Annotated in this window: 25 protein-coding genes, 6 tRNA genes, 1 rRNA gene and 2 other RNA genes; 26 read left to right on the forward strand and 8 right to left on the reverse strand. The window is 37.1% G+C overall.

Going from position 1 to position 20,938, the window contains the following annotated elements:
* Positions 1-157 precede the first annotated feature (157 nt).
* Positions 158-991: a helix-turn-helix transcriptional regulator gene (locus AC2YJL_RS06195; RefSeq protein WP_230933261.1), complete on the reverse strand. Its 834-nt coding sequence runs from the start codon at positions 989-991 to the stop codon at positions 158-160.
* A gap of 104 nt (positions 992-1,095) precedes the next feature.
* Between AC2YJL_RS06195 and AC2YJL_RS06200 the strand changes: the two genes are divergently transcribed.
* The 3 genes from AC2YJL_RS06200 to AC2YJL_RS06210 are packed head-to-tail and all read left to right on the forward strand — an operon-like array spanning position 1,096 to position 3,510.
* Positions 1,096-2,322 (forward strand): MFS transporter, encoded by a 1,227-nt coding sequence (locus AC2YJL_RS06200; protein WP_230933260.1) that lies wholly within the window; start codon positions 1,096-1,098, stop codon positions 2,320-2,322.
* Positions 2,322-2,729 (forward strand): carboxymuconolactone decarboxylase family protein, encoded by a 408-nt coding sequence (locus tag AC2YJL_RS06205; protein WP_230933259.1) that lies wholly within the window; start codon positions 2,322-2,324, stop codon positions 2,727-2,729. The genes AC2YJL_RS06200 and AC2YJL_RS06205 overlap by 1 nt, the downstream gene beginning before the upstream one ends.
* A complete protein-coding gene (locus AC2YJL_RS06210) occupies positions 2,719-3,510 on the forward strand; it encodes an amidohydrolase family protein (protein ID WP_230933258.1) in 792 nt (263 codons plus the stop codon). Before AC2YJL_RS06205 ends, AC2YJL_RS06210 begins: the two co-directional genes overlap by 11 nt.
* 253 nt (positions 3,511-3,763) lie before the next feature.
* Here the strand turns inward: AC2YJL_RS06210 and AC2YJL_RS06215 are convergent, their stop codons facing one another.
* The gene (locus tag AC2YJL_RS06215) at positions 3,764-4,672 is read right to left on the reverse strand and encodes a DMT family transporter (RefSeq protein ID WP_230933257.1); all 909 of its coding nucleotides are present in this window, start codon (positions 4,670-4,672) and stop codon (positions 3,764-3,766) included.
* A 475-nt stretch (positions 4,673-5,147) separates the two neighbouring features.
* Here AC2YJL_RS06215 and AC2YJL_RS06220 point away from each other — a divergent pair, with 475 nt between their 5' ends.
* The 5 genes from AC2YJL_RS06220 (at position 5,148) to AC2YJL_RS06240 (ending at position 8,061) form a co-directional block, all read left to right on the forward strand.
* On the forward strand, positions 5,148-5,741 hold the full coding sequence (locus AC2YJL_RS06220; protein ID WP_230933256.1) for a YdeI/OmpD-associated family protein: 594 nt from the start codon (positions 5,148-5,150) through the stop codon (positions 5,739-5,741).
* A 139-nt stretch (positions 5,742-5,880) separates the two neighbouring features.
* Entirely contained in the window at positions 5,881-6,252 is a 372-nt protein-coding gene (locus AC2YJL_RS06225; RefSeq protein WP_230933255.1) for an iron chaperone, read from the forward strand.
* A 40-nt stretch (positions 6,253-6,292) separates the two neighbouring features.
* Positions 6,293-7,000 (forward strand): DNA alkylation repair protein, encoded by a 708-nt coding sequence (locus AC2YJL_RS06230; RefSeq protein WP_407818725.1) that lies wholly within the window; start codon positions 6,293-6,295, stop codon positions 6,998-7,000.
* Positions 7,001-7,161: 161 nt separating this feature from the next.
* A complete protein-coding gene (locus tag AC2YJL_RS06235; RefSeq protein ID WP_230933253.1) occupies positions 7,162-7,455 on the forward strand; it encodes an RNA polymerase alpha subunit C-terminal domain-containing protein in 294 nt (97 codons plus the stop codon).
* A 120-nt stretch (positions 7,456-7,575) separates the two neighbouring features.
* Positions 7,576-8,061: a tetratricopeptide repeat protein gene (locus tag AC2YJL_RS06240; protein WP_230933252.1), complete on the forward strand. Its 486-nt coding sequence runs from the start codon at positions 7,576-7,578 to the stop codon at positions 8,059-8,061.
* Between the two features lie 252 nt (positions 8,062-8,313).
* Here the strand turns inward: AC2YJL_RS06240 and AC2YJL_RS06245 are convergent, their stop codons facing one another.
* Positions 8,314-8,502 carry a hypothetical protein gene (locus AC2YJL_RS06245; protein WP_230933251.1) on the reverse strand — a complete coding sequence of 63 codons (189 nt, stop codon included), beginning with the start codon at positions 8,500-8,502 and terminating at the stop codon, positions 8,314-8,316.
* A 511-nt stretch (positions 8,503-9,013) separates the two neighbouring features.
* On the opposite strand from AC2YJL_RS06245, the gene AC2YJL_RS06250 reads away from it, so the two are divergent.
* The gene (locus AC2YJL_RS06250) at positions 9,014-9,241 is read left to right on the forward strand and encodes a hypothetical protein (RefSeq protein WP_016765065.1); all 228 of its coding nucleotides are present in this window, start codon (positions 9,014-9,016) and stop codon (positions 9,239-9,241) included.
* Between the two features lie 91 nt (positions 9,242-9,332).
* A complete protein-coding gene (locus AC2YJL_RS06255; RefSeq protein ID WP_230933250.1) occupies positions 9,333-10,181 on the forward strand; it encodes a sialate O-acetylesterase in 849 nt (282 codons plus the stop codon).
* Between the two features lie 368 nt (positions 10,182-10,549).
* Here the strand turns inward: AC2YJL_RS06255 and AC2YJL_RS06260 are convergent, their stop codons facing one another.
* Complete coding sequence (locus AC2YJL_RS06260) at positions 10,550-10,933, reverse strand: MerR family transcriptional regulator (protein ID WP_195696770.1); 384 nt, start codon at positions 10,931-10,933, stop codon at positions 10,550-10,552.
* A 105-nt stretch (positions 10,934-11,038) separates the two neighbouring features.
* Between AC2YJL_RS06260 and AC2YJL_RS06265 the strand changes: the two genes are divergently transcribed.
* From AC2YJL_RS06265 to AC2YJL_RS06330, 14 genes are all read left to right on the forward strand, one after another.
* Positions 11,039-11,431 (forward strand): carboxymuconolactone decarboxylase family protein, encoded by a 393-nt coding sequence (locus tag AC2YJL_RS06265; protein WP_230933249.1) that lies wholly within the window; start codon positions 11,039-11,041, stop codon positions 11,429-11,431.
* A 200-nt stretch (positions 11,432-11,631) separates the two neighbouring features.
* A complete protein-coding gene (locus AC2YJL_RS06270) occupies positions 11,632-11,766 on the forward strand; it encodes a hypothetical protein (RefSeq protein WP_369361295.1) in 135 nt (44 codons plus the stop codon).
* A 58-nt stretch (positions 11,767-11,824) separates the two neighbouring features.
* Positions 11,825-11,893 (forward strand): hypothetical protein, encoded by a 69-nt coding sequence (locus tag AC2YJL_RS06275; protein ID WP_487374726.1) that lies wholly within the window; start codon positions 11,825-11,827, stop codon positions 11,891-11,893.
* A gap of 526 nt (positions 11,894-12,419) precedes the next feature.
* A complete protein-coding gene (locus tag AC2YJL_RS06280; RefSeq protein ID WP_028409545.1) occupies positions 12,420-12,599 on the forward strand; it encodes a small acid-soluble spore protein H in 180 nt (59 codons plus the stop codon).
* A 334-nt stretch (positions 12,600-12,933) separates the two neighbouring features.
* Positions 12,934-13,122: non-coding RNA, 6S RNA (gene ssrS / locus AC2YJL_RS06285), on the forward strand.
* A 13-nt stretch (positions 13,123-13,135) separates the two neighbouring features.
* Positions 13,136-13,400: signal recognition particle sRNA large type (ffs, locus tag AC2YJL_RS06290), an RNA gene on the forward strand.
* A 51-nt stretch (positions 13,401-13,451) separates the two neighbouring features.
* A 5S ribosomal RNA gene (rrf, locus tag AC2YJL_RS06295) occupies positions 13,452-13,567 on the forward strand.
* A gap of 125 nt (positions 13,568-13,692) precedes the next feature.
* Positions 13,693-14,544, forward strand: a complete 852-nt coding sequence (locus AC2YJL_RS06300) for a tyrosine-type recombinase/integrase (RefSeq protein WP_230933246.1) — start codon at positions 13,693-13,695, stop codon at positions 14,542-14,544.
* Between the two features lie 337 nt (positions 14,545-14,881).
* Positions 14,882-14,958: transfer RNA gene (locus tag AC2YJL_RS06305), tRNA-Ile, on the forward strand.
* A gap of 15 nt (positions 14,959-14,973) precedes the next feature.
* A tRNA-Ser gene (locus AC2YJL_RS06310) sits at positions 14,974-15,066 on the forward strand.
* Between the two features lie 18 nt (positions 15,067-15,084).
* A tRNA-Met gene (locus AC2YJL_RS06315) sits at positions 15,085-15,161 on the forward strand.
* 10 nt (positions 15,162-15,171) lie between these two features.
* Positions 15,172-15,256: transfer RNA gene (locus tag AC2YJL_RS06320), tRNA-Leu, on the forward strand.
* Positions 15,257-15,265: 9 nt separating this feature from the next.
* A tRNA-Arg gene (locus AC2YJL_RS06325) sits at positions 15,266-15,342 on the forward strand.
* 112 nt (positions 15,343-15,454) lie between these two features.
* A tRNA-Ser gene (locus AC2YJL_RS06330) sits at positions 15,455-15,545 on the forward strand.
* A 343-nt stretch (positions 15,546-15,888) separates the two neighbouring features.
* Here AC2YJL_RS06330 and AC2YJL_RS06335 read toward each other — a convergent pair.
* On the reverse strand, positions 15,889-17,064 hold the full coding sequence (locus tag AC2YJL_RS06335) for a NupC/NupG family nucleoside CNT transporter (RefSeq protein ID WP_014458944.1): 1,176 nt from the start codon (positions 17,062-17,064) through the stop codon (positions 15,889-15,891).
* A gap of 433 nt (positions 17,065-17,497) precedes the next feature.
* Here AC2YJL_RS06335 and AC2YJL_RS06340 point away from each other — a divergent pair, with 433 nt between their 5' ends.
* Positions 17,498-18,163, forward strand: a complete 666-nt coding sequence (locus AC2YJL_RS06340) for an MOSC domain-containing protein (protein ID WP_369361294.1) — start codon at positions 17,498-17,500, stop codon at positions 18,161-18,163.
* 57 nt (positions 18,164-18,220) lie between these two features.
* Here AC2YJL_RS06340 and AC2YJL_RS06345 read toward each other — a convergent pair whose 3' ends face one another.
* A complete protein-coding gene (locus tag AC2YJL_RS06345) occupies positions 18,221-19,072 on the reverse strand; it encodes a C40 family peptidase (protein WP_369361293.1) in 852 nt (283 codons plus the stop codon).
* Positions 19,073-19,507: 435 nt separating this feature from the next.
* The gene (locus tag AC2YJL_RS06350; RefSeq protein ID WP_230933243.1) at positions 19,508-20,158 is read right to left on the reverse strand and encodes a DUF975 family protein; all 651 of its coding nucleotides are present in this window, start codon (positions 20,156-20,158) and stop codon (positions 19,508-19,510) included.
* A 193-nt stretch (positions 20,159-20,351) separates the two neighbouring features.
* On the opposite strand from AC2YJL_RS06350, the gene AC2YJL_RS06355 reads away from it, so the two are divergent.
* Positions 20,352-20,705 (forward strand): DUF4181 domain-containing protein, encoded by a 354-nt coding sequence (locus AC2YJL_RS06355; protein WP_230933242.1) that lies wholly within the window; start codon positions 20,352-20,354, stop codon positions 20,703-20,705.
* On the opposite strand, the gene AC2YJL_RS06360 is transcribed toward AC2YJL_RS06355, so the two are convergent.
* Positions 20,680-20,862 carry a hypothetical protein gene (locus AC2YJL_RS06360; RefSeq protein ID WP_230933241.1) on the reverse strand — a complete coding sequence of 61 codons (183 nt, stop codon included), beginning with the start codon at positions 20,860-20,862 and terminating at the stop codon, positions 20,680-20,682. The genes AC2YJL_RS06355 and AC2YJL_RS06360 overlap by 26 nt on opposite strands.
* Positions 20,863-20,938 lie beyond the last annotated feature (76 nt).

Raw genomic sequence — 20,938 nt, forward strand, 5'->3', positions numbered from 1 at the left:
TTAATGTGATTATCACAACATAAGCATCTTTATTCTTTTAATTTCAATTGGTTCCCATAGTTTATCTTATACCAACTCAAAAATAAAAAGCCCATGTACCCATCAGCAGTACATAGGCTTCTAGTATTGAAAACTATGAATATATACAATATTACTATTACCTCAATAACTGCTTCATCTTCTCTTCTGTCTCATTCTCCTCACGAGGCTGATAAACAGTCACTTTTAATTCAGGTGCATCATAAACTTGGAGGGTAATATGATCCATAATCATTTTTCCTGCCACAGGGTGAATAATGGTCTTTTTTCCACAAGGCGTACCTAAAACTTCATGGTTAGACCACCACTCATAAAACTGAGGGCTTTTCTCGCTAAGTTCACTAATCATAGCTTTAAACCACTCATCTCCGACAAAACGCGTGTAAGCTAGGCGGAATTGGGCAATTAGTCGTTGGGCATGATCTTCCCAATTTTGAAAAAGATTTTGATATTCTTGGGAAGTGAAGCAGCGCCACACTGCATTGCGGTTTCGTTCATCCATCTCGTTAAAGTCCCCAAATACCACCATAGCAGCTTTATTCCAGTCTACGATATTAAGTTTTTCGTCTGTTACATAGGCAGGGCAGTGACCTAATTGACTTAATAGATTTTTTACAACACGATCTATATTTTCTCTTTCATTCAGCACGGTTGCAGATGGAAGTGGCTGATTGCCTAATAAAAATAAATGCTCCATTTCTTCTTTGTTTAATTTAAAAATACGTGATATGGCTTCTAATACTTCAGAAGATACTTGTATATCTCGTCCTTGTTCCAGCCACGTATACCAAGTTATGCCGACTCCTGCTAGTTGAGAAACCTCTTCTCTGCGTAATCCTTTGGCTCTTCTCCTCGGTCCAATAGGCAAGTTAAAATCTTTTGGAGACAATCGCTCTCGTCTCATCTTCAGAAAATCCCCTAATTCTTTTCTTCTTTCTTTATCGCTTACCATGATTTTACTCCTTTGTGTAGGTAGTACTTTTACTACTAGTATAACTAGACTCCTATTACCATTATAATCCTTATTTTATGATCTAGGTAAGGGAGGTGAAACAGATGATAGTAAAAGATAGCAAAAAGACGTCTCATATATCAGGAGGATTAGTTCTTTTAATGGCTACTGTTTGCGGATTTACAGTGGCTAACGTCTACTTGAACCAAACTCTTTTAGTAAGCATGTCCGCTACTTTTCACGTTTCTGCAGCCAGCATAGGAATTATAGCTACCTTAGCTCAAATTGGATATGCACTAGGAAATCTTTTGTTAGTACCGTTAGGAGACATCTTTGAACGAAAAAAATTAATTTTGTTTTTATTATTCTCTATATGTATCATTCTAATTTTAAACGCTTTATCTATTAACAAAACGTGGATGATGGTTACAAGCTTAGCTTTAGGAATCGTAACGGTTGTTCCTCAAATTATCGTTCCGCTGGCTGCGAATATAGCTTCAGATCATAGTAGAGGAAAAGTTTTAGGAAATGTCGCCATTGGATTAGTTTGTGGTATTTTAGGCGCTCGGCTTGCTAGTGGTTTTATTGATGTTCATTTTGGATGGCGAATGGTGTATTGGACATCCGCTGTGGCTACACTTTTTATGATTTTGTTAGTTTGCATTTATTTTCCAAAAAATAAGGGAGGAAATGCCACTAGTTATAAACACTTGCTCATGTCGTTAGGTCCGCTGTTTATAAAAGAAAGAGCCCTGCAAAAAGCATGTGTAAGTCAGGGGATGATGTTTGCTTCTTTTAGCGCATTTTGGACCACGCTTGTCTTTTTATTACATACACATCCCTATTCGTATGGAAGTGACATGGTAGGGGTAATAGGGTTAGTCGGGATAGCAGGAGCGTTTGCTACGCCGATTATCGGACGTTTAATCGATACAAAAGGGGCGAGGGTTGCAAGTCTTTTGTGTATGTCCATATCTTTACTTGCCTTTATAGGCCTTATAAGGGGAGGGTACTGGTTGCCTGGGTTAATTTTAGGAGCTCTTCTCATAACGATAGGTACTCAAGCGAACCAAGTTGCCTGTCAGTTTACTATTTTTCAATTAGGAGAAGAGAAAAGAAGTCGATTAAATGGGTTATATATGGTTTCTACATTTTTAGGCGGGTCCCTAGGATCTTATGTGGGTTTACTTGCATGGACTAAATGGCAGTGGAATGGGGTGTGTGAAATAGCCATACTGATGATAGCCATTAGCTTTTGTTCTTTAATTCCAATGAACATTCCTAAAAAAATGATAGGAAATTTCATGAATAAGAAAGGAAGTAATATGTAATGAGAACACATACAGATAACTTTCAACGAGGATTAGATATATTAGCTAAGATTGATCCAGAGAACTACAAGGATATAATGGCAGGCTTTGAACAGTCAGCTCTCCCTGATTTGGGAAAGTTAGCTGTAGAGTTTAATTACGGACAAATTTTCTCGAGACCAGGCTTAGACCTAAAGTCACGCCTTCTTGCTGCAGTGGCTGGCCTAACTGCATTAGGCAATACGGAACAGTTGAAATTTTATATAAACGGGGCGTTGAATGTTGGATGGACACAGGAGGAAATTTTAGAAGTAATGTTACAAATGGTCATTTATGCTGGATTTCCTGTAGCTTTAAATACGATTTTGAAAGTTGCTAATGAAGTCTTTCATGAAAGAAATGAAAAGGAGAAACAAAATGATTATTGATAGTCATGCACATGTGGTTTTGCCTATAGAGAAACATATTAAAATGATGGATGACAGTGGAATAGATAAAACCGTATTGTTTTCTACTCTTGTTCATCCAGAAAAAAGCAGTAATGTTAAAGAATTTACAGCCGAAATGAACAGGTTAAATCAAATTCTAAATAACGAGGTGAATCCTCTACAAGCCCGCTTAAATGCGCTAGAAGAAGTAAGCGTTGCGATTAAGCAGCACCCGAATCGGTTTGTTGGATTTGGTTCGGTTCCACTTTCTTTTTCTTCTGGTGATGTCACTCTAAACGATTGGGTAGAGAAGCTTGTCAAAGAGCAAAAGATGAAAGGTCTTGGAGAATTTACCCTTGGCCCAGGTCAAATTCCATTGTTAGAACCTATATTTAAAGCAGCAAGTGACTATACGTCTTTGCCTATCTGGGTACATACTTTTCATCCTTTGAACTTAAAGGATATTCAAGAGTTATTTCTTCTCACTCAAAAATATGAAAATGTGCCGGTTATATACGGGCATATGGGCGGAATTCATTGGCTACAAACGATAGAGGTGATAAAAGACACTAAAAATGCTTACTTAGATATATCTGCATTTTATACAACATACGCCTTGTCTTTGGCTATAAAAGAAATACCTGAGAGAACGTTATTTAGTTCAGATTTTCCATATGGAGATCCATATTTAAATTTACAGGCCGTTAAGCGTCATACATCTAGAGGAGAAGTTGCAGACAGAGTGTTAGGTGGGAATATCTCGAATCTGCTAAATATATAAATTCAGCGTTTTTGTTTGATGTTGTGTTGCATAGGGTAACTAGCAGTGAATGTTAAAATTATTTTCTGCCTTGAAATAAAAAAGGCAGCCAAATAGAGGGCTGCCTTTTAAACAAGATTGAACAACTAGAATTACGTCTTATCATCACATATGATGAATTCCATTTGACATATATCATATTCTGTAGTCTTTCAGTTTCTTAATTTTCCTCTCGGAGATAACTTTAAAGACTCACATTATAGAATCTACTTACTTAATTTTGTTTATTGCTAACGAGAGTGACATGCGGAGTTTTGCTTTTTGATTTCCTCGATGAAAGATAAACGCCAGCAAAGATAATAAGTAGTCCAACGATTACGTTTGGAGTAATTGTCTCTCCTAGTAGTAAATAACCCCATACCATGGCCGAGGCAGGGATCAGGTAAGTAACCGTCGCTGCTAATTCAGGGCCACCATTTTTATTAATATAAAAATAGATTAACTGACCCAATCCTGAACCAAAACAGCCGAGACCCACAATCGCCAGAATCGGAAGTGGGTGAATCAATAAATCTGATTTAAATGGTTCGGTAATCAGCATCCCAATTAAACCAATGATAGCACCTGTTAGTAGGGTGAAGGTTGTTATAGTTAGTACGCTCACCTCAGACAAAAACCGTTTTGTTAACTGCCCAGCAAGCCCATAGCAGATACAAGCAACAAGCATTGTTCCAATCCCAACAAACCCTTTCCCGAAAATCTGACCAAATTGAAAATCCATAAGGACGAGTATCCCGAAAAAACCGATAAGAATACCGATCCACTGACGTCCGGTAAGTCGATAAGAAAAAAGAATAAATCCGATAAGACCTGTCCAGATTGGAGTGGTTGCATTCAGAATAGAGGCAGTTGTACTGTTTATCTCAGTTTCGCTTAAGGAAATTAATCCCCACGCCAAACCACAGTTAAATATGCCAACAACAATCAATGCCTTCCAGGGCAGTTTCTCTTTAACTTTTCTGCGCTTCCACCATAAAAACGGAAGCAAGATGATACCACCTGCTAAACAACGAAAAAATACAATTCCCCATATGCCAGCTGAGGGGAGCAGCCACTTCATAAATACAAAAGATAAACCCCAAATTAAACTAAGCCCAATTAAGGCTCCATACAATCGAAACATAATACACCTCCTTACTTCACTTATTATGGCAAATTTTGTTGATTATTTCATTCCGAAATTTTGCTTTGTAGAACATTTTCTCACGTTTTTTTGTTTTCGTTATCTTGATATCTTTCTCTAGGTATATAAGGTATTTCTTTTTTAATAAAATAATAAATTCCACGTTATTCATAGGAATAATTCGGAAAGTTTTAGAGTTTTTATTGAAAGGGAACGTTTGTTCTTATAAAATATAGGGAACGACTGTTCTTTTTTTGGAAGGTTCTTTTGATCGATTATGAGCAGCTGCCAAACAGATTCATTATATGTATCGACATGAAGGCATTCTTTGCTTTGGTTTTTTTTATATTAAATGCAAACGTTGAAGAAGGGCATTTCCTACATTTGAAGAATAGTAACACCATTAAATGAATGGACGGCTGACTATATTATTGCTAGAGCCACAGATTAAAAAATTGAATAGGGGTGTTCCTTGATGACAAACAGTAAAATGAATCCTAAGGTTGATGAATTTTTAACTAAAGCTAAAAAGTGGAAAGAAGAATATGAGACGTTGCGAAAGATTGTTCTTGACTGTGAGTTAACCGAAGATTTTAAATGGATGAACCCTTGTTATACGTTTGAGAAAAAAAACATTGTTTTAATGCATGGATTTAAAGAATATTGTGCACTGCTGTTTCCTAAAGGTGCTCTGCTACAAGATTCTCATGGTATTCTAATCCAACAAACGGAGAATGTACAAGGGGCGCGACAAATTCGCTTTACCGATGTGCAAGAAATAGCTGAAAAGGAAGCTATCTTAAAAGCTTATATTTATGAGGCCATTGAGTTGGAAAAAGCCGGATTAAAAGTCAAAGCTAAAAAGCCTGAAGAACTCATTATTCCTGAAGAGCTACAGCATAAATTTGATGAAATACCTGCGCTAAAAGATGCTTTTACTACATTGACTCCAGGACGGCAAAGAGCATATATTCTTCATTTTTCTGCGGCCAAACAATCTAAGACTCGAGCATCAAGAGTTGAAAAATGCATTCCGAACATTCTTAATGGAAAAGGATTAAATGATTAGTACATTTTATTTAAAACATCGCTAATATAAATCGTTAATGTATTTGAGTTGAAAATGAAATAAGGTTAAATGAACGATTGATGTTTGATTTGTATAAAAGTAGAGTAGATTAAAAAAATTTATTTGAGGAGAAAATGCTATGGAAGTTTTTGCAGAATATTTAGCGCGTATAGATAGCCCTGACCACCGTGACCGAACAGAGGAGGTTTTGGCTTGGGTTGCTAATACTTTCCCGAATTTGGAACCACAAATTAAATGGAATACTCCAATGTTTACTGATCATGGAACATTTATCATCGGCTTTGCCTCAGCGAAACATCATTTGAGCGTTTCACCTGAAGAAACAGGCATGGCGCACTTTAATCATGACATCACCCAGGCTGGATACAGCGCTACCAAAGGCCTGTTTCGAATTCTATGGACTGAGCCAGTAAACTATGAATTACTAAAAAAAATAATCGAGTTTAATATGTTAGATAAGAAAGACTGCTCAACTTTTTGGCGGAAATAAAAAGCAGATTATGAACGGAGAAGAAGGAGGGTACGGAACGGTGGATTTTGTAATGGTTATGAAAGAACTTGAAGCGCTTGGTACGGAACGAATTAAAAAGACTTACATAAATAATGGTGCACACGATCCACTTTTTGGAGTGGCAACAGGAAAAATGAAGACGATTGCAAAGAAAATCAAGAAAAATCAGGCTTTAGCCGAGCAGCTTTATGCGTCTGGCAATTACGATGCTATGTATTTTGCTGGTATCATTGCAGACCCAAAAGAGATGACTGCGGAGGATTTTGAGCGTTGGATTGATAAAGCGTATTTCTACATGCTATCCGATTATGTAGTTGCAGTAACGTTGTCAGAAACCGATTTTGCGCAAGTTGTTGCTGATAGATGGGTTGCAAGTGATGAAGAACTTAAAATGTCGGCAGGATGGAGTTGTTACTGCTGGCTTTTGGGTAATCGTCCTGACGATGAATTTAGCACAAGCAAGATTGCCGATATGCTTAATCAAGTGGAAAATACGATTCACGATTCTCCAAATCGAACGAAATCCGCTATGAATAATTTTATCTATACAGTCGGTGTTTCATATTTGCCGCTTCATGAGAAGGCGCTTGAAACTGCAAGGGCAGTAGGTCCAGTCGAAGTTAAGAAAGATAAGAAAAAAAGTAGTATTCTTCTTGCTGCCGAAAACATTCAAAAGGATATAGATAGAGGACGGCTTGGTTTCAAGCGCAAACATGTAAGGTGTTAGCATGATTTGTAATGGAGCTACACTATCTGAAACGAGACTAACAAGCATTTAATAATAATTAGTTTACTGTACGTAGGATGTTTGTTCCTTCATAAACCATCCGTTGAAGAAGTGGCAAGGGATAAAAGCTAAAAGACTCTTGAGAAAAGGAGAGGTTAAAAATGAAAACCCAAAAAGGAAATCTAAGAATCTGTCATAAAGGACACAAATATTATAAAAGCAGTAGCTGTCCGACCTGCCCCACCTGTGAGAAAGAACGCAAACCTGAAGACGGATTTCTTTCCATGCTATCAGCACCAGCAAGACGAGCATTGGAAAGCAAAGGGATAACTTCTTTGCAGCAGCTATCAACATTTAGTGAAAAAGAAATATTACAATTTCATGGTATGGGGCCGGCTTCTTTACCTAAACTTAGAACAGCTTTGCAGGCCAATGGATTAGCCTTTAAAAATTAAACAGATAGTTAAAGCAAGAAATAGATCTGGATGAAGTGTACGAATACGCTGAATTTCTGGATATGAAAGGATGTTAAGCGATAAAAAAGTAGTGGGAAAAAGAAGGGTTGGAGATTTAAGTTGAATAACAAACTAAGTAAAGCATTAGCGTTACGAAAGAGTGGAAATCACAAAGAATCTAACGAATTGCTAAGTGAGTTAGCTAAGGAATTTCCAGACGATGCTTTATATAACTATCAATGTGCTTGGAGCTTCGACATATTAGGAGAAGAAGAAAAGGCAGTACCCTTTTACGAAAATGCCATAAAGATAGGATTACCTTCTAAGGATATGGAAGGGGCAATATTGGGATTGGGCAGCACATATAGAGCCTTGGGGGAATATGAAAAATCAAAAGAGACATTTTTAAAAGGAATGGAGTTATTCCCAGATAATCATGTAATTAAAGTGTTTTATTCCATGACCTTATACAATTTAAAAGAACACAGCAAAGCGATGGAACTGTTACTGAAGTGCTTACTACATACGACAAATGACAATGAAATACTAAGTTATAAAAAAGCCTTACATTTCTACTCAGATAAACTAGATCAGACTTGGAAGTAGCTTATAAAATTCACTGAATATAAGTTCTTTTCTTGAAACGAGGAGAGGACTTTTTTGTAACAATATTGGCAGACTTCCTTTAATAAAATGATAGATTGTGAAGAAATACATTTAAACTATAGGAGGCTTTGCTAAAAAAAAGAAAGCCCTTACATATTATATCTGTCTAATATGTAAAGAGCCTTATAAGAATTATATTTGAAATAGGAAATCTTTTCTTTTAATTTTGCGGTTTTTGTTTTATTGAAGTACTTATGTTTGTACCACTCTATCCTTACTAAACTCTTGTTCAATTAGCTTATCCATGAGAAAATCGTAAAAAACTTGGTAATTTGTTTTAGTTAGTTTGTCCAGTTCCTGGTGAGTGATAATGTTATGTTGGATGAGTAAACCTATAGCAGCTGATATACAATTTACTTTTAAATCTTCTTCCCCTAACATATAAATCACCTTCCCTTAGTTACTAAGTAACCCATTCTATACAATAGGCATACTTAAGACACGGACTTATATAAGCTCTTTTCTCAATATTGCTCTCGTGCTGATAGAAAATGATAATAAAATGTTCTTAACACTTTTTAATGCATACTGTTATTTTTATATACTTCGCTTTCTTTTCCTGCAAAAAAAACTAAACGATTTACATTTTCCCTTATTTTGGAATATTGCATTTGTTTTTAACAATTAGGGAAGCTTTTGAACGCTCAGTATGTATCTGAATGTCAACACCAAGAACTTATGAACGCCATCTAATAAGGCTAAATAATGGAATTCATTTTAATGGGTTCTTATTATTCATCTTATGTAAATGCGAAATAAATGTGGTTTTCCTTTAAGGAAAAAAGGGAATTTTAACCATTACACAAACCGTCTCTGTAGGTAATTATTAAATTATATAGGGAAATCTATATTCCAATAAAATACTGTTATTACAAGGTAGGGAGGTAGAAGTATGAAAGAAACCAATAGTAAGAATTTAAAATCTGAAATTATAAAAAAGCATGAGGTATTATTTGCAAAGAGACTGGAACTTGAGAGTGAAGCAAGCCGGTTGATGTTAGAAATTAATTTATTAGATGCACAGAATACTCTTGATAAAGTAAGTCAGTTAAACCAACAGATAGATGATATAACCTCTGAAATGGATTATTTGAAACAAGCCCTTGAAGCTATCAATTAAGATATATATCAAAGTGTAACTAATTCTGTAAGTATAACCACGAGCAAATTAGAAAAAAGTAATCAACATGGAAGAGAAAGAAGGTATTTCTATGAAATCTGTATTGTTAATTGGACAATCAAATATGGCAGGCAGAGGATTTATTGAGGATGTACCGCCGATTTATAATGAGCATATACATATGTTGAGAAACGGTAGATGGCAAACGATGGCAGAACCGCTTAATTTTGATCGTCACATAGCTGGTGTTGGGCCGGCAGCCTCTTTTGCTCAAGCTTGGACAGAGGATCATCCTGGCGAGTCCATTGGGTTAATACCATGTGCTGAGGGAGGAAGCTCAATTGATGAGTGGACAATTGACGGACTATTAACCAGACACGCGATTTCTGAAGCAAAATTCGCAATGGAAACAAGTGAGTTAGTGGGAATTCTGTGGCATCAAGGAGAAAGCGACAGTTACGGAGAACGTTATAAGACGTATGAAGATAAATTGCTTTCGTTATTTAAACAGTTGAGAGAAGAATTGAATGCACCAGATATCCCGATTATTATCGGTGAGTTGGGACATTACCTTGGAGATGTGGGATTTGGAAAAAGCGCTGTAGAATATAAACAAATAAACCAGCTATTATCTAAAGTTGCCCATACTGAAAAAAATGGTTATTTTGTAACATCAAAAGGCTTAACAGCAAATCCAGATGGCATTCATATTGATGCCGTTTCCCAAAGAAAGTTTGGATTAAGATACTATGAGGCTTTTTCAAAACAAAAGCATGTTTTAGATGTTTTAGACGTTGAGCATGAATGGATTGAAAAGGAAGCAAAGCGTGAACTAACTAAAAATGAACGTATATTTGTTGAAAGTATGAAGTTTGCCTTGGGACAAGTAAGTTTTGAGGAGTTTTCTATTAATGTCTCTACTATTAATGAAAGTAAGTAAAGCAAAATTAATCCCATTTTATGAGGAGAAATCAATTGATTCCACTTTTAATCTTAGGTTTGTTAAAAGAAAAACGCGGTTCATATGGATATGAACTTTTGGCAATTATGAATGAGTGGAGTTAGTATAGATTTGTTAATTATGAAAACTAAAAAAAAGGAGAATCCTTTAAACAGGAACTCCAAAAAGCCGGTATTCAAGACACGCGAATTTTTTAAATACAACTAGTGGAGAGGTTGCAGACAGAGTTTTAGGTGGGAATATATCAAAGTTGCTGCATATATGAACTAAGCGGTTTTGTTTGATGTTAGCTTAAGTGCTATAAAAAAGACCTTGAAAAATGGGTTTCAAGGTCTTTTTTATATTTGTTAAAACTGCTGTTTCTCCGCTGTCTCTAATTTTTTATAGTGCGCAATTTTTTCTTCAATTCTCTGCGAATTTAACTCTAGTTCCTCTATCTTGCCTAAGACATCTTTATAATGTTCTTCTAACAATTCCTTTCTTGCCGTAATAGTAGACTCTCCTTTCTGTCGCAAATCAGAAAACTGCTTCATTTTAAGCATAGGCATTCCTGTAACACGTAAACGAATTAAAAACTGAATCCAAGCTAGATCAAAGTCTGTATATTGCCGATATCCGGTTTGGTCTCTTTGCACATTTTTTATTAATTCAATTTTTTCGTAATAACGCAAAGTATGTGTAGAAAGACCGGTCATACTTGCTACTTGTTGAATACTGAATAAATTTTCCATATTAATTATTATAACATGAGAAATAAAATGCTTGCTTTAGAGCGCGCTCTAAAGCGTAATATCTAACTTGTAAATAAACTAACTCAGTTGTAAGGAGAGATTCAGTTGACGAATGAACGTTACGAAAATGGTTGGAAAACGTTAATGGAAGTAGATGGAGAGGGTGGGGAACGAGTAATTGAATCATTAAAAGACATTGCTCCTGACATTGGGAAATATGTCATTGAATTTGCCTTTGGAGATATTTATACAAGAGAAGGACTTAACCTACAGCAAAAACAACTGGTTACAATAAGCTCACTCACGACACAAGGAGGGTGTGAACCACAATTAAATGTTCATATTAATGCTGCGCTTAATGTAGGTCTCACACCACATGAAATAGTAGAAGCCATTACTCACTGTATTCCATACACGGGCTTTCCTAGAGTGTTAAATGCTATTTTTATTGCTAAACGAGTTTTTACAGAAAGAGAATTAACCGTCACGGTGAAATAAAAGCATATGTATATATGGCAAGGCGATTTTAATATTACTCTTTTTTAGTTTTAGAGTGGACGGACAAGCTTTGTGGGATTAATTTGATTTTGGAATAGGTGAGAATAGTATCGTAAAAGAGACACATAATTAGTAAAACAATTATTGTTGTTTAATGTGTCAAGAGATGAAGATTTTACTCATTTTTGGAGGAAGTTGTAATGGAGAAAGATCAAACGTTGAAAAATGCGATGAATGAATGGGCACGTGTAACTGAGGATCCACAAATGTTAATGACTTATGAAGTAAACCAGGAATTCCAAGTAGATAAAACATTGACATTAAAAAAAAGCTGAAAAACAAGGGGGAAAAAGAGCTATTAAGAGAGTAGCGTTAAGAATGCTGCAAAAAGGTATGGATAATCAAACAATATCTGAATTAACGGAGCTTACAGAAGAAGAGATTGGACAGATTCGTAAATAACGAATGTAAACCGAGGGTAGGAAGGAATAGATCCAAAACAACATTTTAGTTTATCACGATAAAAAAAGGGCTACCCCAAAATAGGAAAGAGGTAGCTTGCTCTATTCAAGCAAAAAGTTGAATACGTTGGTTGAGTTAAAACAACTACATTATTTTAACATGTATAAAATTTTTAGTAAAACGCTATCATTTCCAGTTTTATTACCTAATTTCCTCTGCTAAAATGGAATCATAGGGATGAAAAGAGAAGGGTAGATGAGGCATATGAGTACGAGTCTATTGCTAACTTTAGGGGTTATATTTTTGGCAACAATAGCTATAGCCATTTTAATTAAGATTCCAGAAGAAGATTAAACTGAATAATAAAATGAAAAGCTATCTCAAATTATGAATGAGATAGCTTTTTTACTGTTTTATGTCTCAGTTGAAAAATTAAAATTGATTTTATATAGAGGAATTAAATGCATAAAAATTAATTAAAAACAAATACTTTCACTGTCATAAATAAAAAGGAGGCTAGATAAAGATGGATGCACAAAGAGCACAAGAAATTGCCGATTCAGTGGACATGGCCAATGTCATACATAACGGGAAAAGCATTTACATTGAGCATGTAGACCAACAAAATGGGGTAGCTACAATTCATAACCTGGATGAACCAAATAGTAAGCAAAGTGTTTCTATAACTGAACTAACAGAACAATAATTTACTCTTAGAATAAAAAAGCCGTTTTATGTAGGCTTTTTTATTTTTCTCCCATTTTTATGGAGAGGATAAGAAGAAAAATAACCGCATCAGAAAAGTGTTGTCAGATCAAGGATGTATAAAAATCTAATCGTAATGAACTTCACTTTTAAGTGGAGGACTCAATATAATGAAACACGACTCCTTATAACTTCCACCTTTCAAAGGAATCCCTTCCCAACAACAGAAAATCAAGCAAAAAACATTGAGAGTTAGGAGATATTTTTTCGTTTATGTTGACTTCTACGAAATTTCATTGTAGGATAATCTATATCATCAATAAACACATTAAATACTTATCCTACGATGTACGTTATGCCCTATTTGTTTTGAACCGTACTGTTTATTTGGGATTCCTACATTTGTTGACGGATGCCATGCCTGTCTTTGACACAGGATCGCTGGAACGTTAATATGCGGAAACCCACCTGCGAGATCGCGGGTTCACAAAACAGATTGGGAGGACGACATAGGTGGGAATCCCTTAACTATACATACCGTGCTAGACGGGGAGATGGCGGTGCCCTGTAACCTGCAATCCGCCTTAGCAGGGTTTAATTCCTAACAGAGGTATGAGTCAGGTAAGGTCTGACTTGGACAAGTGGTGTTGACAACTAGGTCCTGAACAACAGAAACCTATGAACATGGTCAGGTCCGGAAGGAAGCAGCCATAAGTAGATTCTTCTGTGTGTTGCAGCACAACCCGGTCGAGCTAACTGTACAAGTAACGCTTATTTGATCATGTCAATGACGGGTGCACGGTGTTTTTACTTAGCAATTTTTATTTAGTGTAAAAAAACTATCTTTAATAGGTCTGGTGGCAATAGCAGAGAGGTCACACCCGTTCCCATATCGAACATGGAAGTTAAGTTCTCTAGCGCCAATGGTAGTGGGGACTTTGTCCTCGTGAGAGTAGGACGTTGTCAGGCAAAAAAACAGCCCATCATTGATATGATGGGCTGTTTTTTTGTATATTAATTTCGTTTAAATTGATTTCTACGAAATTAAATGGTATGTTTTACGTAATTTATTAGTACATGTAGGAGGATTTAGAGTGAAAAAAAATAGCCTAGAAGTTATTCCGTTGATTGATGACTTTAGCCAATGGTTAATAGAATCAGGCAAATCTGATAATACGATTAAAACCTATCGAGCAGTGCTAAACCAATTTCATGAATGGCTTCTAAGTGAAGGTAGACATTTAGATCAAGTAACAAGAAATAATGTCCAAACTTATATGGTTAACCTTGAATCTAATAATAAAAGTGCGTCGACTATAGAAAAAGTTTTTGTAACAATTAGCGTTTTTGCACGCTTTCTTGAAAAACCAGAAATTGTTCAAAATATTGAACGTAAACAAAAAGAGAAAAATAACGAGGTTGTACCAGAGTCATTAGAAGCAAGTGAGCGTGACCGCCTTTTATCTGAAGTAAAGCAACAGGGAAACCTTCGTGATATTGCTATTGTATATACTTTATTACATACAGGGATTCGAGTATCAGAGATTTGTGCTTTGAATCATAAAGACGTAAAGATTAACCAATCTGACGGTTTTTTAATTATTCGTAATGCTAAAGGGTCTAAAAAGCGACTTGTTCCTCTTTCTACAGAAGCAAGAAATAGTTTAAAGAAATATATTGATTCACTTGATTCTAGTCATGAAGCTTTATTTGTCTCTAATTTTGATAGAAGAATGTCTGCACGTACGGTTCAGTACATGTTAAAAAAATATAATGTAAATCCTCATAAATTACGCCATACTTTCTGTCATGAGTTAGTTAAGAAAGGGATAGATATTGCAACAGTTGCCGAATTAGCAGGCCATTCTGATGTGAATGTTACAAAACGATACCTAAAATCTTCTACAAGAGATTTAGAAAATGCGATTACGCAAACCTTTTTATAAAAAAACTCTGTAACAAGAATCATGATTCTTGTTACAGAGTTTTTTTATTTAGGTGTATGTTCCTACTTAATAATTGCAAAATTAAGTATTAAAACACAATTTACATAGATGTTGACTTCTACGAAATTATAAGGTAAAATAATTTTTGTTGGTAGCGAAACAAATATTAATTATTAACTTACTAGTGCATGTTTCATATGAAGGGGTAGCATACGGATAAATGTGACTGACTATAAATAATTTCCATACTTATTGGTGACAGAGTCAAGGGCTGCAATACCTTTATCACCGGTCAAATCCGGTTGCTGTCTCCACATTTTAATAGAGAACTTAGAAAGGATCTTTAGCTCAGCTGGTTAGAGCAGACGGCTCATAACCGTCCGGTCGTAGGTTCGAGTCCTACAAGGTCCACCATTGAACCTGAAATATGGAGGAATACCCAAGTCTGGCTGAAGGGATCGGTCTTGAAAACCGACAGGGGTGTCAAAGCCCGCGGGGGTTCGAATCCCTCTTCCTCTTCCATTGTATCTTTGTTATTATCGCGGGGTGGAGCAGTTCGGTAGCTCGTCGGGCTCATAACCCGAAGGTCGCAGGTTCAAATCCTGTCCCCGCAACCATTTTTCACATGCGGATGTGGCGGAATTGGCAGACGCGCTAGACTTAGGATCTAGTGTCTTATGACGTGGGGGTTCAAGTCCCTTCATCCGCACCATTTTAGGAAGCGCCCGTAGCTCAATTGGATAGAGCGTTTGACTACGGATCAAAAGGTTAGGGGTTCGACTCCTCTCGGGCGCGCCATAAACGGGAAGTAGCTCATTTTGGTAGAGCCCAAGTCTGATAAGCGTGAGGTAGGTGTAAAGCCCACTTAGGCCTACTATTATTCCACAGTATCTCAGTGGGAGATCCATACAGAGAAGTACCCAAGTGGCTCAAGGGGCTCCCCTGCTAAGGGAGTAGATCGTTAACGCGGTGCGAGGGTTCGAATCCCTTCTTCTCTGCCATTTTATAATTTTATCTGGTCCGTTGGCCAAGTGGTCAAGAGATTATCCTTTTAAAAAGGTAACACGGGTTCGAATCCCGGACGGGTCATTACAAAAAAGGCAGTTTGCTGATAAAGCAAGCTGTCTTTTTATTGGATAAGAGATATTGCTTTAATCCATTATGTAAAACTAATTTAAATGTTATTAGAATGAAGATAAAAAGCATTTGATAATAGTGCCGATAACTCGGAGTATGTCAACAGAGATATTTAATAAATTTCAACATTGTAGAAACGCTCCTGATATAACCCAAAAAGAACCACCCCCAACAAAAAAGCACTCACTAACGTGAGTGCTTTCCTCATTAAATAAACAATCCAACCATAATACCTGTTAAAATCGAACCCATTGTAGCGACTAACAGCATCTTCAAGCCGAACTTGGCAACGCGTGAAGCTTGTTCGCCGTTGATTGCTTGGATCGTACCAAGAACGATACCGATTGAGCTGAAGTTGGCAAATGAGATTAAGTAAGCTGATACGATACCAATCGTTTTTTCAGAAAGGTTAGGCATCATTTTTTGGAAGTCAAGCATGGCAACGAATTCGTTTGCTACTACTTTTGTTCCCATTACGCCGCCGGCTCTCATTAGCTCGTCTGCCGGGATACCCATGATAAAGGCAATTGGGTAGAAGATATAGCCTAAAATGTCTTGAACCGTTAATCCGATTACGCCGTTTAGTACGTAGTTCACTAATGCTAAAAGACCAACGTATGTAACAAGCATGGCTGCTACGATTAACGCAACGCGTCCGCCGTCTAGTGCTCCGTCACCGATTGCTTCAAACAGCGTGCCTTGCTTAGCAGGTGCTTTGATATCGACTTCGTTTTCATCTTCCACTTTTACAGGTGCAACGATAGAAGAAACGATTAAGCCAGAGAATACGTTTAGCGGAAGGGCAATTAATACGTATTCAGCCGGAATCATCTGCATGTATGCGCCTAAAATCGAACAAGAAACGGATACTAAAGATGTTGTTGTAACGATAAATAAACGGTTTGGTGTTAAACCTCCGATGTGGTTTTTTACCGCAATTAGCGCCGTTGTATCACCAAAAATCATTGCGTTCACCGCTGTGAAGCTTTCAATTTGGGGAAGTCCGGTAATTTTTGAAACAAGTCCTCCGATATATTTGATCCCAAAGGGTAAAATACGAGAGTAGTTTAAAATACTTAATAATGCTGAAACGAATACAATCATAACTAACGTTTGGATAAAGAAAATGCCTTTTCCTGCAAGATCTCCAAACACGAACGAAATTCCGTCGTTACCAAATGATAAGATCTTTGTAAATACACTCGTAATAAAGTCAAGCACCTTGCGACCAATCGATGTATTCATCATAAAAGCAGAGATAGCGAGCTGAATAACCAGCATAACTGCGATGCCTTTGTAGTTGATAAGTTTCTTGTCGTTTGACATGAGGAACGCAACTGCTAAGACAATTACAATTCCGATAATTCCCATTAAAATTGACATTTACTTTTCTCCTTACATGTACTCTATATTTATAAAAGAGGGACGTGCATAGAAATGACTATGTAAATCGGCCTCTATTTTATACAAAAACGGAACTTCTACGCCAATTTTGTTAAAAATGGGCAAAATTTTTTAGGCCATTGTAAAAAATGACGTAAGTGTAAAATAATATTTACTATGTGCTAATATGTAAAAAAACATGCAGAACTGACATAATAACTTATATTTCGACAGCCTCTACTATCTTAAATCATTTCGAACAAAAGAAAAAGAGGAAATGAAGATATTTTTAATATAATTGTGAAATATTTTTTAAACTTTCATGATATTGCCAAGATTTTAGTGGAATACACAAAAAATAAGAGCGCCATCTTTAAAATGTGGTAAAATATGACGTAATTAGTAAGGAAAAACGGCGAAGGGAGAGGTACGAATGAATCAACGTAAAATAATTCATTTAGCAACCGGTATGCCTGAGCAAATGGCATACAGTCCTGACAAAGAAATGCGCACAGGCATATGCAAGAAGCAAGTAGACGAGACCTTTTTAGCAAAAGAAGGGTTTCAAGGCGACGGCGTAGCGAACTTAAAGTATCACGGCGGACCGGATCGTGCGGTGTGCGTGTATCCGTATGAACACTACAAAAAATGGAACGAAGAATTTGATGCGGAGCTGCCGATGTCTGCGTTTGGAGAAAATCTTGTCTTAGCGGGCATGGTTGAAAAAGACGTATGCATTGGAGACGTTTATCAAGTGGGAGACGCCGTTATTCAAGTGACGCAAGGGCGAAACCCATGTGACACGATTACAAAGAGAACGGGCGTTAAAGGTCTTTTAAAACGAATGATTGAGACAAGCTATACCGGCTATCTTTGCCGCGTGCTGAAAGAAGGCACGATTACGCAAGATGCGGAAGTGAAATTGATTGAAGCTCATCCAAACCAAGTATCCGTTTGGTTTACGCTTGATTTATATTTCCATCATTCAAAAGATGTAGAAGGAATGCAGCGGGCTTTAGAAGTGGCTGAGCTGGCTGAAGACTGGAAGCATAAATTTCAAACGCGTATTGAAAAGGCGCTTTCCGTCGCGCAGCGATAAAAAGTAAATGCCCTCTAATCGTTAGAACGTATCTAACGATTAGAGGGCATTTTTTTCTTAGAAGCGTCCGTATCCTAAGAAATGATCTTGATAATAAGAAACATCTAGGTCAGCTACTGCTACACCGTGTGAACCAGCATGAATCATTTGGCCGTTTCCGATGTAGATTCCCATGTGAGATGGGCCGCTTGTGTATGTGTTTTGGAAGAATACTAGATCTCCTGGTTGTGGAGACGAAATCTTTGTCGCCATGTTCCAGTAGTTTGCTACGCTTGTACGTGAAATGCTGTGACCGCTATGGTTGAACACGTATGCGATAAAGCCTGAGCAGTCAAATCCGCTTGGTGTGTTTCCTGCCCATTGGTAAGGTGATCCTACTAAACTACGTGCAACATTTACTGTGCTTCCAGAAGCCGTGCTTGTTGTTGGAGCAGGTGCTGGTGTGCTAGTTTCTTTTGCTGCAGATGCAGATGTAGATGCAGATGCTGTAGAAGTAGAAGGAGTTGATGTGCTTACACCTTTTACTTGGCTTGCGCTTGGTTTACCTGATGCAATTGTTACGTAGCTTGAGCTTTTTGAAATCCATTTGTTTGGTGCAATTTCAACTAAGCCGTTTGCTTCTTTTAAAATAGCAAACTCTTGACCTTGTGTTGCAGTTCCAACGACTGGAGATGAAAAGCTAGCTCCTTGACGAATATTTAACGCACTCACGTTTACGATGACTTTTTGATTAGTAGTAGTAGTTGCTTGTTGTTGAGGTACGCTTGGCGTTACCTTTTCTTGTACGGGTGCTGGTGCAGCGCCTCCGTCATTTGCACTTGCTGAAGTTGTGCTAAATGTTAGGGCAGCGGGAACAAGTAATGCTGCTAACCCCATATTCATAACTGTACGATTTGCTTTCTTTAGCATGTTCTTTCTCCCTTTCCATAACTTGTTTTATTCACAACTGTGAGTCTATCAATCCTGACAGGAAAAGTAAACATCTAATTCCAAATTACGACATTTTGTAACATAGTTTTAATATTAAAGGGCGATATAAGTAGAATTGTCACCTTCTCTGTAATAATTCTGACAATTTATCTAGGTAGAAATGTTTAGGGAATTCATAGATTTATTAGAAAATATGTAAGTGGCATGGCATTTTTCCGTTTTTCCGTTAAAAAAGAGGGGAAATCAAAAAACAGCAGCTAAATAGCTGCTGTTTCTAGGGTATATAGTTCGATGGTAACATAGTTTGCTATCGAACTTAGTGAATAACGGGGTACAAATCTTAACTAATGTACATGGAGAGAATACCAAACCTAAATAAAAAACCGTATTCGCAACTCGAATACGGTTTTTCGTTTATTCAGCGACTTCTGCTTCATTTGCTTTTAGCTTTTCATAAAATACGCCAAGCGAAGTCGTTACATACGGAACGAGCCATAATAACCCGATGCCAAGCGTAATGATACTTAAAATTCCCCAGCCGATGAAGCTTAAAACAAGTAGAAAGTAGGTCCACTTGTAGCCGTTCATTAACCGTCTGCTTTCAGTAATAGACTGGTTGACTGAATAATCTGGGTTATCGCGGAATACGAAGTAGGCCTGTGAATAGGCAAGGCTTTTGATGATGCCAGGAATGATTAATAAAATGCTCCATAGCACGGTATAAATAATCGTTAGCAAGTAAAGTCCGAGTGTTCTAAAATATAATCCCGCACATGAAAACGAATCAAACACGTTTCCTACACGTACACTTTCTCCTCGCACCAGACGCAATAGTACCCAGTAGTAAGAAAAGAAGAGCGGCACGAGCAGCAGAGATACAATATTAGCTAAGGTAGACTGCGAGTATTCGGTTTCGGACCCGCTTGGAAATCCGTTAACAAGAAAGTCAATAAGTCCTGGAATACCGGCAGCAATTAGATACGTAACGAACGTAAGCAGTACGGCAAATCCCCAGCGGTTTTTCAGCGCTGCGAGTGCACCTTGCTTCACTTCTTTTATTCTCATAACTTGATGTCCCCCTCTAGGTGAATTTATACAGAGAATTTAACCTGTACATTAGTCAATATATTAGCGATTTTTGAATATATGAATGCTTGCACTAATAAGTTGTGTAAAGATTTTTTAGACGCTTGAAATTTGTGTAAAGTTCTTTAAAATGGAATTATAAGGATATTTTTGGTGAGAAGGAGGAATGAAAATGACGCTTGTGTATTTGCTGATTCTGGCAGTTGTTTATATCTTTCTGGATCTGTTCATGCGAAAAAAGCTGCATACAAAGATGAAAAAAAGCTATTGGAGAAGCTTTAAAGGAAGGCGTCCGCTGTTTATCACAATTGAAATGGTGATGCTTGCTTCGTTTTTAGTGCTCATCTTCGTTATACCTCCAGCCTACACCTCGGTTTTTATGTTTCTTTTCTTTTTTCTCCTCTACGTAATTCGAGGTTTCGAAGAATGGAAGTTTGAAAGAAAGCAAAAAGAGTACTACCACTCGTGGTTTGGTGCAACTTTTTTCTTACTTGGGACGTTTATATTACTGATGACAGATATGTAAAATAAGATTGGGACATAACGAAATAAACCGCTGTTGATTTCCGTGCAAGACTTCGCTTTCCGCGGGCGGACGGTGAGCCTCCTCGTCGCGTGTGTTCCTGCGGGGTCTCACCTGTCCCGCTTTTCCCGCAGGAGTCTTCGTCTTGCCCTCCAATCAACCACTAGAAACACCTACATATATGAAATATAAAACAAGCCTACGTTCACTATACCCATAAAAAAACCGAACGAACT

This window comes from Priestia sp. SRI_019 (assembly GCF_057586255.1).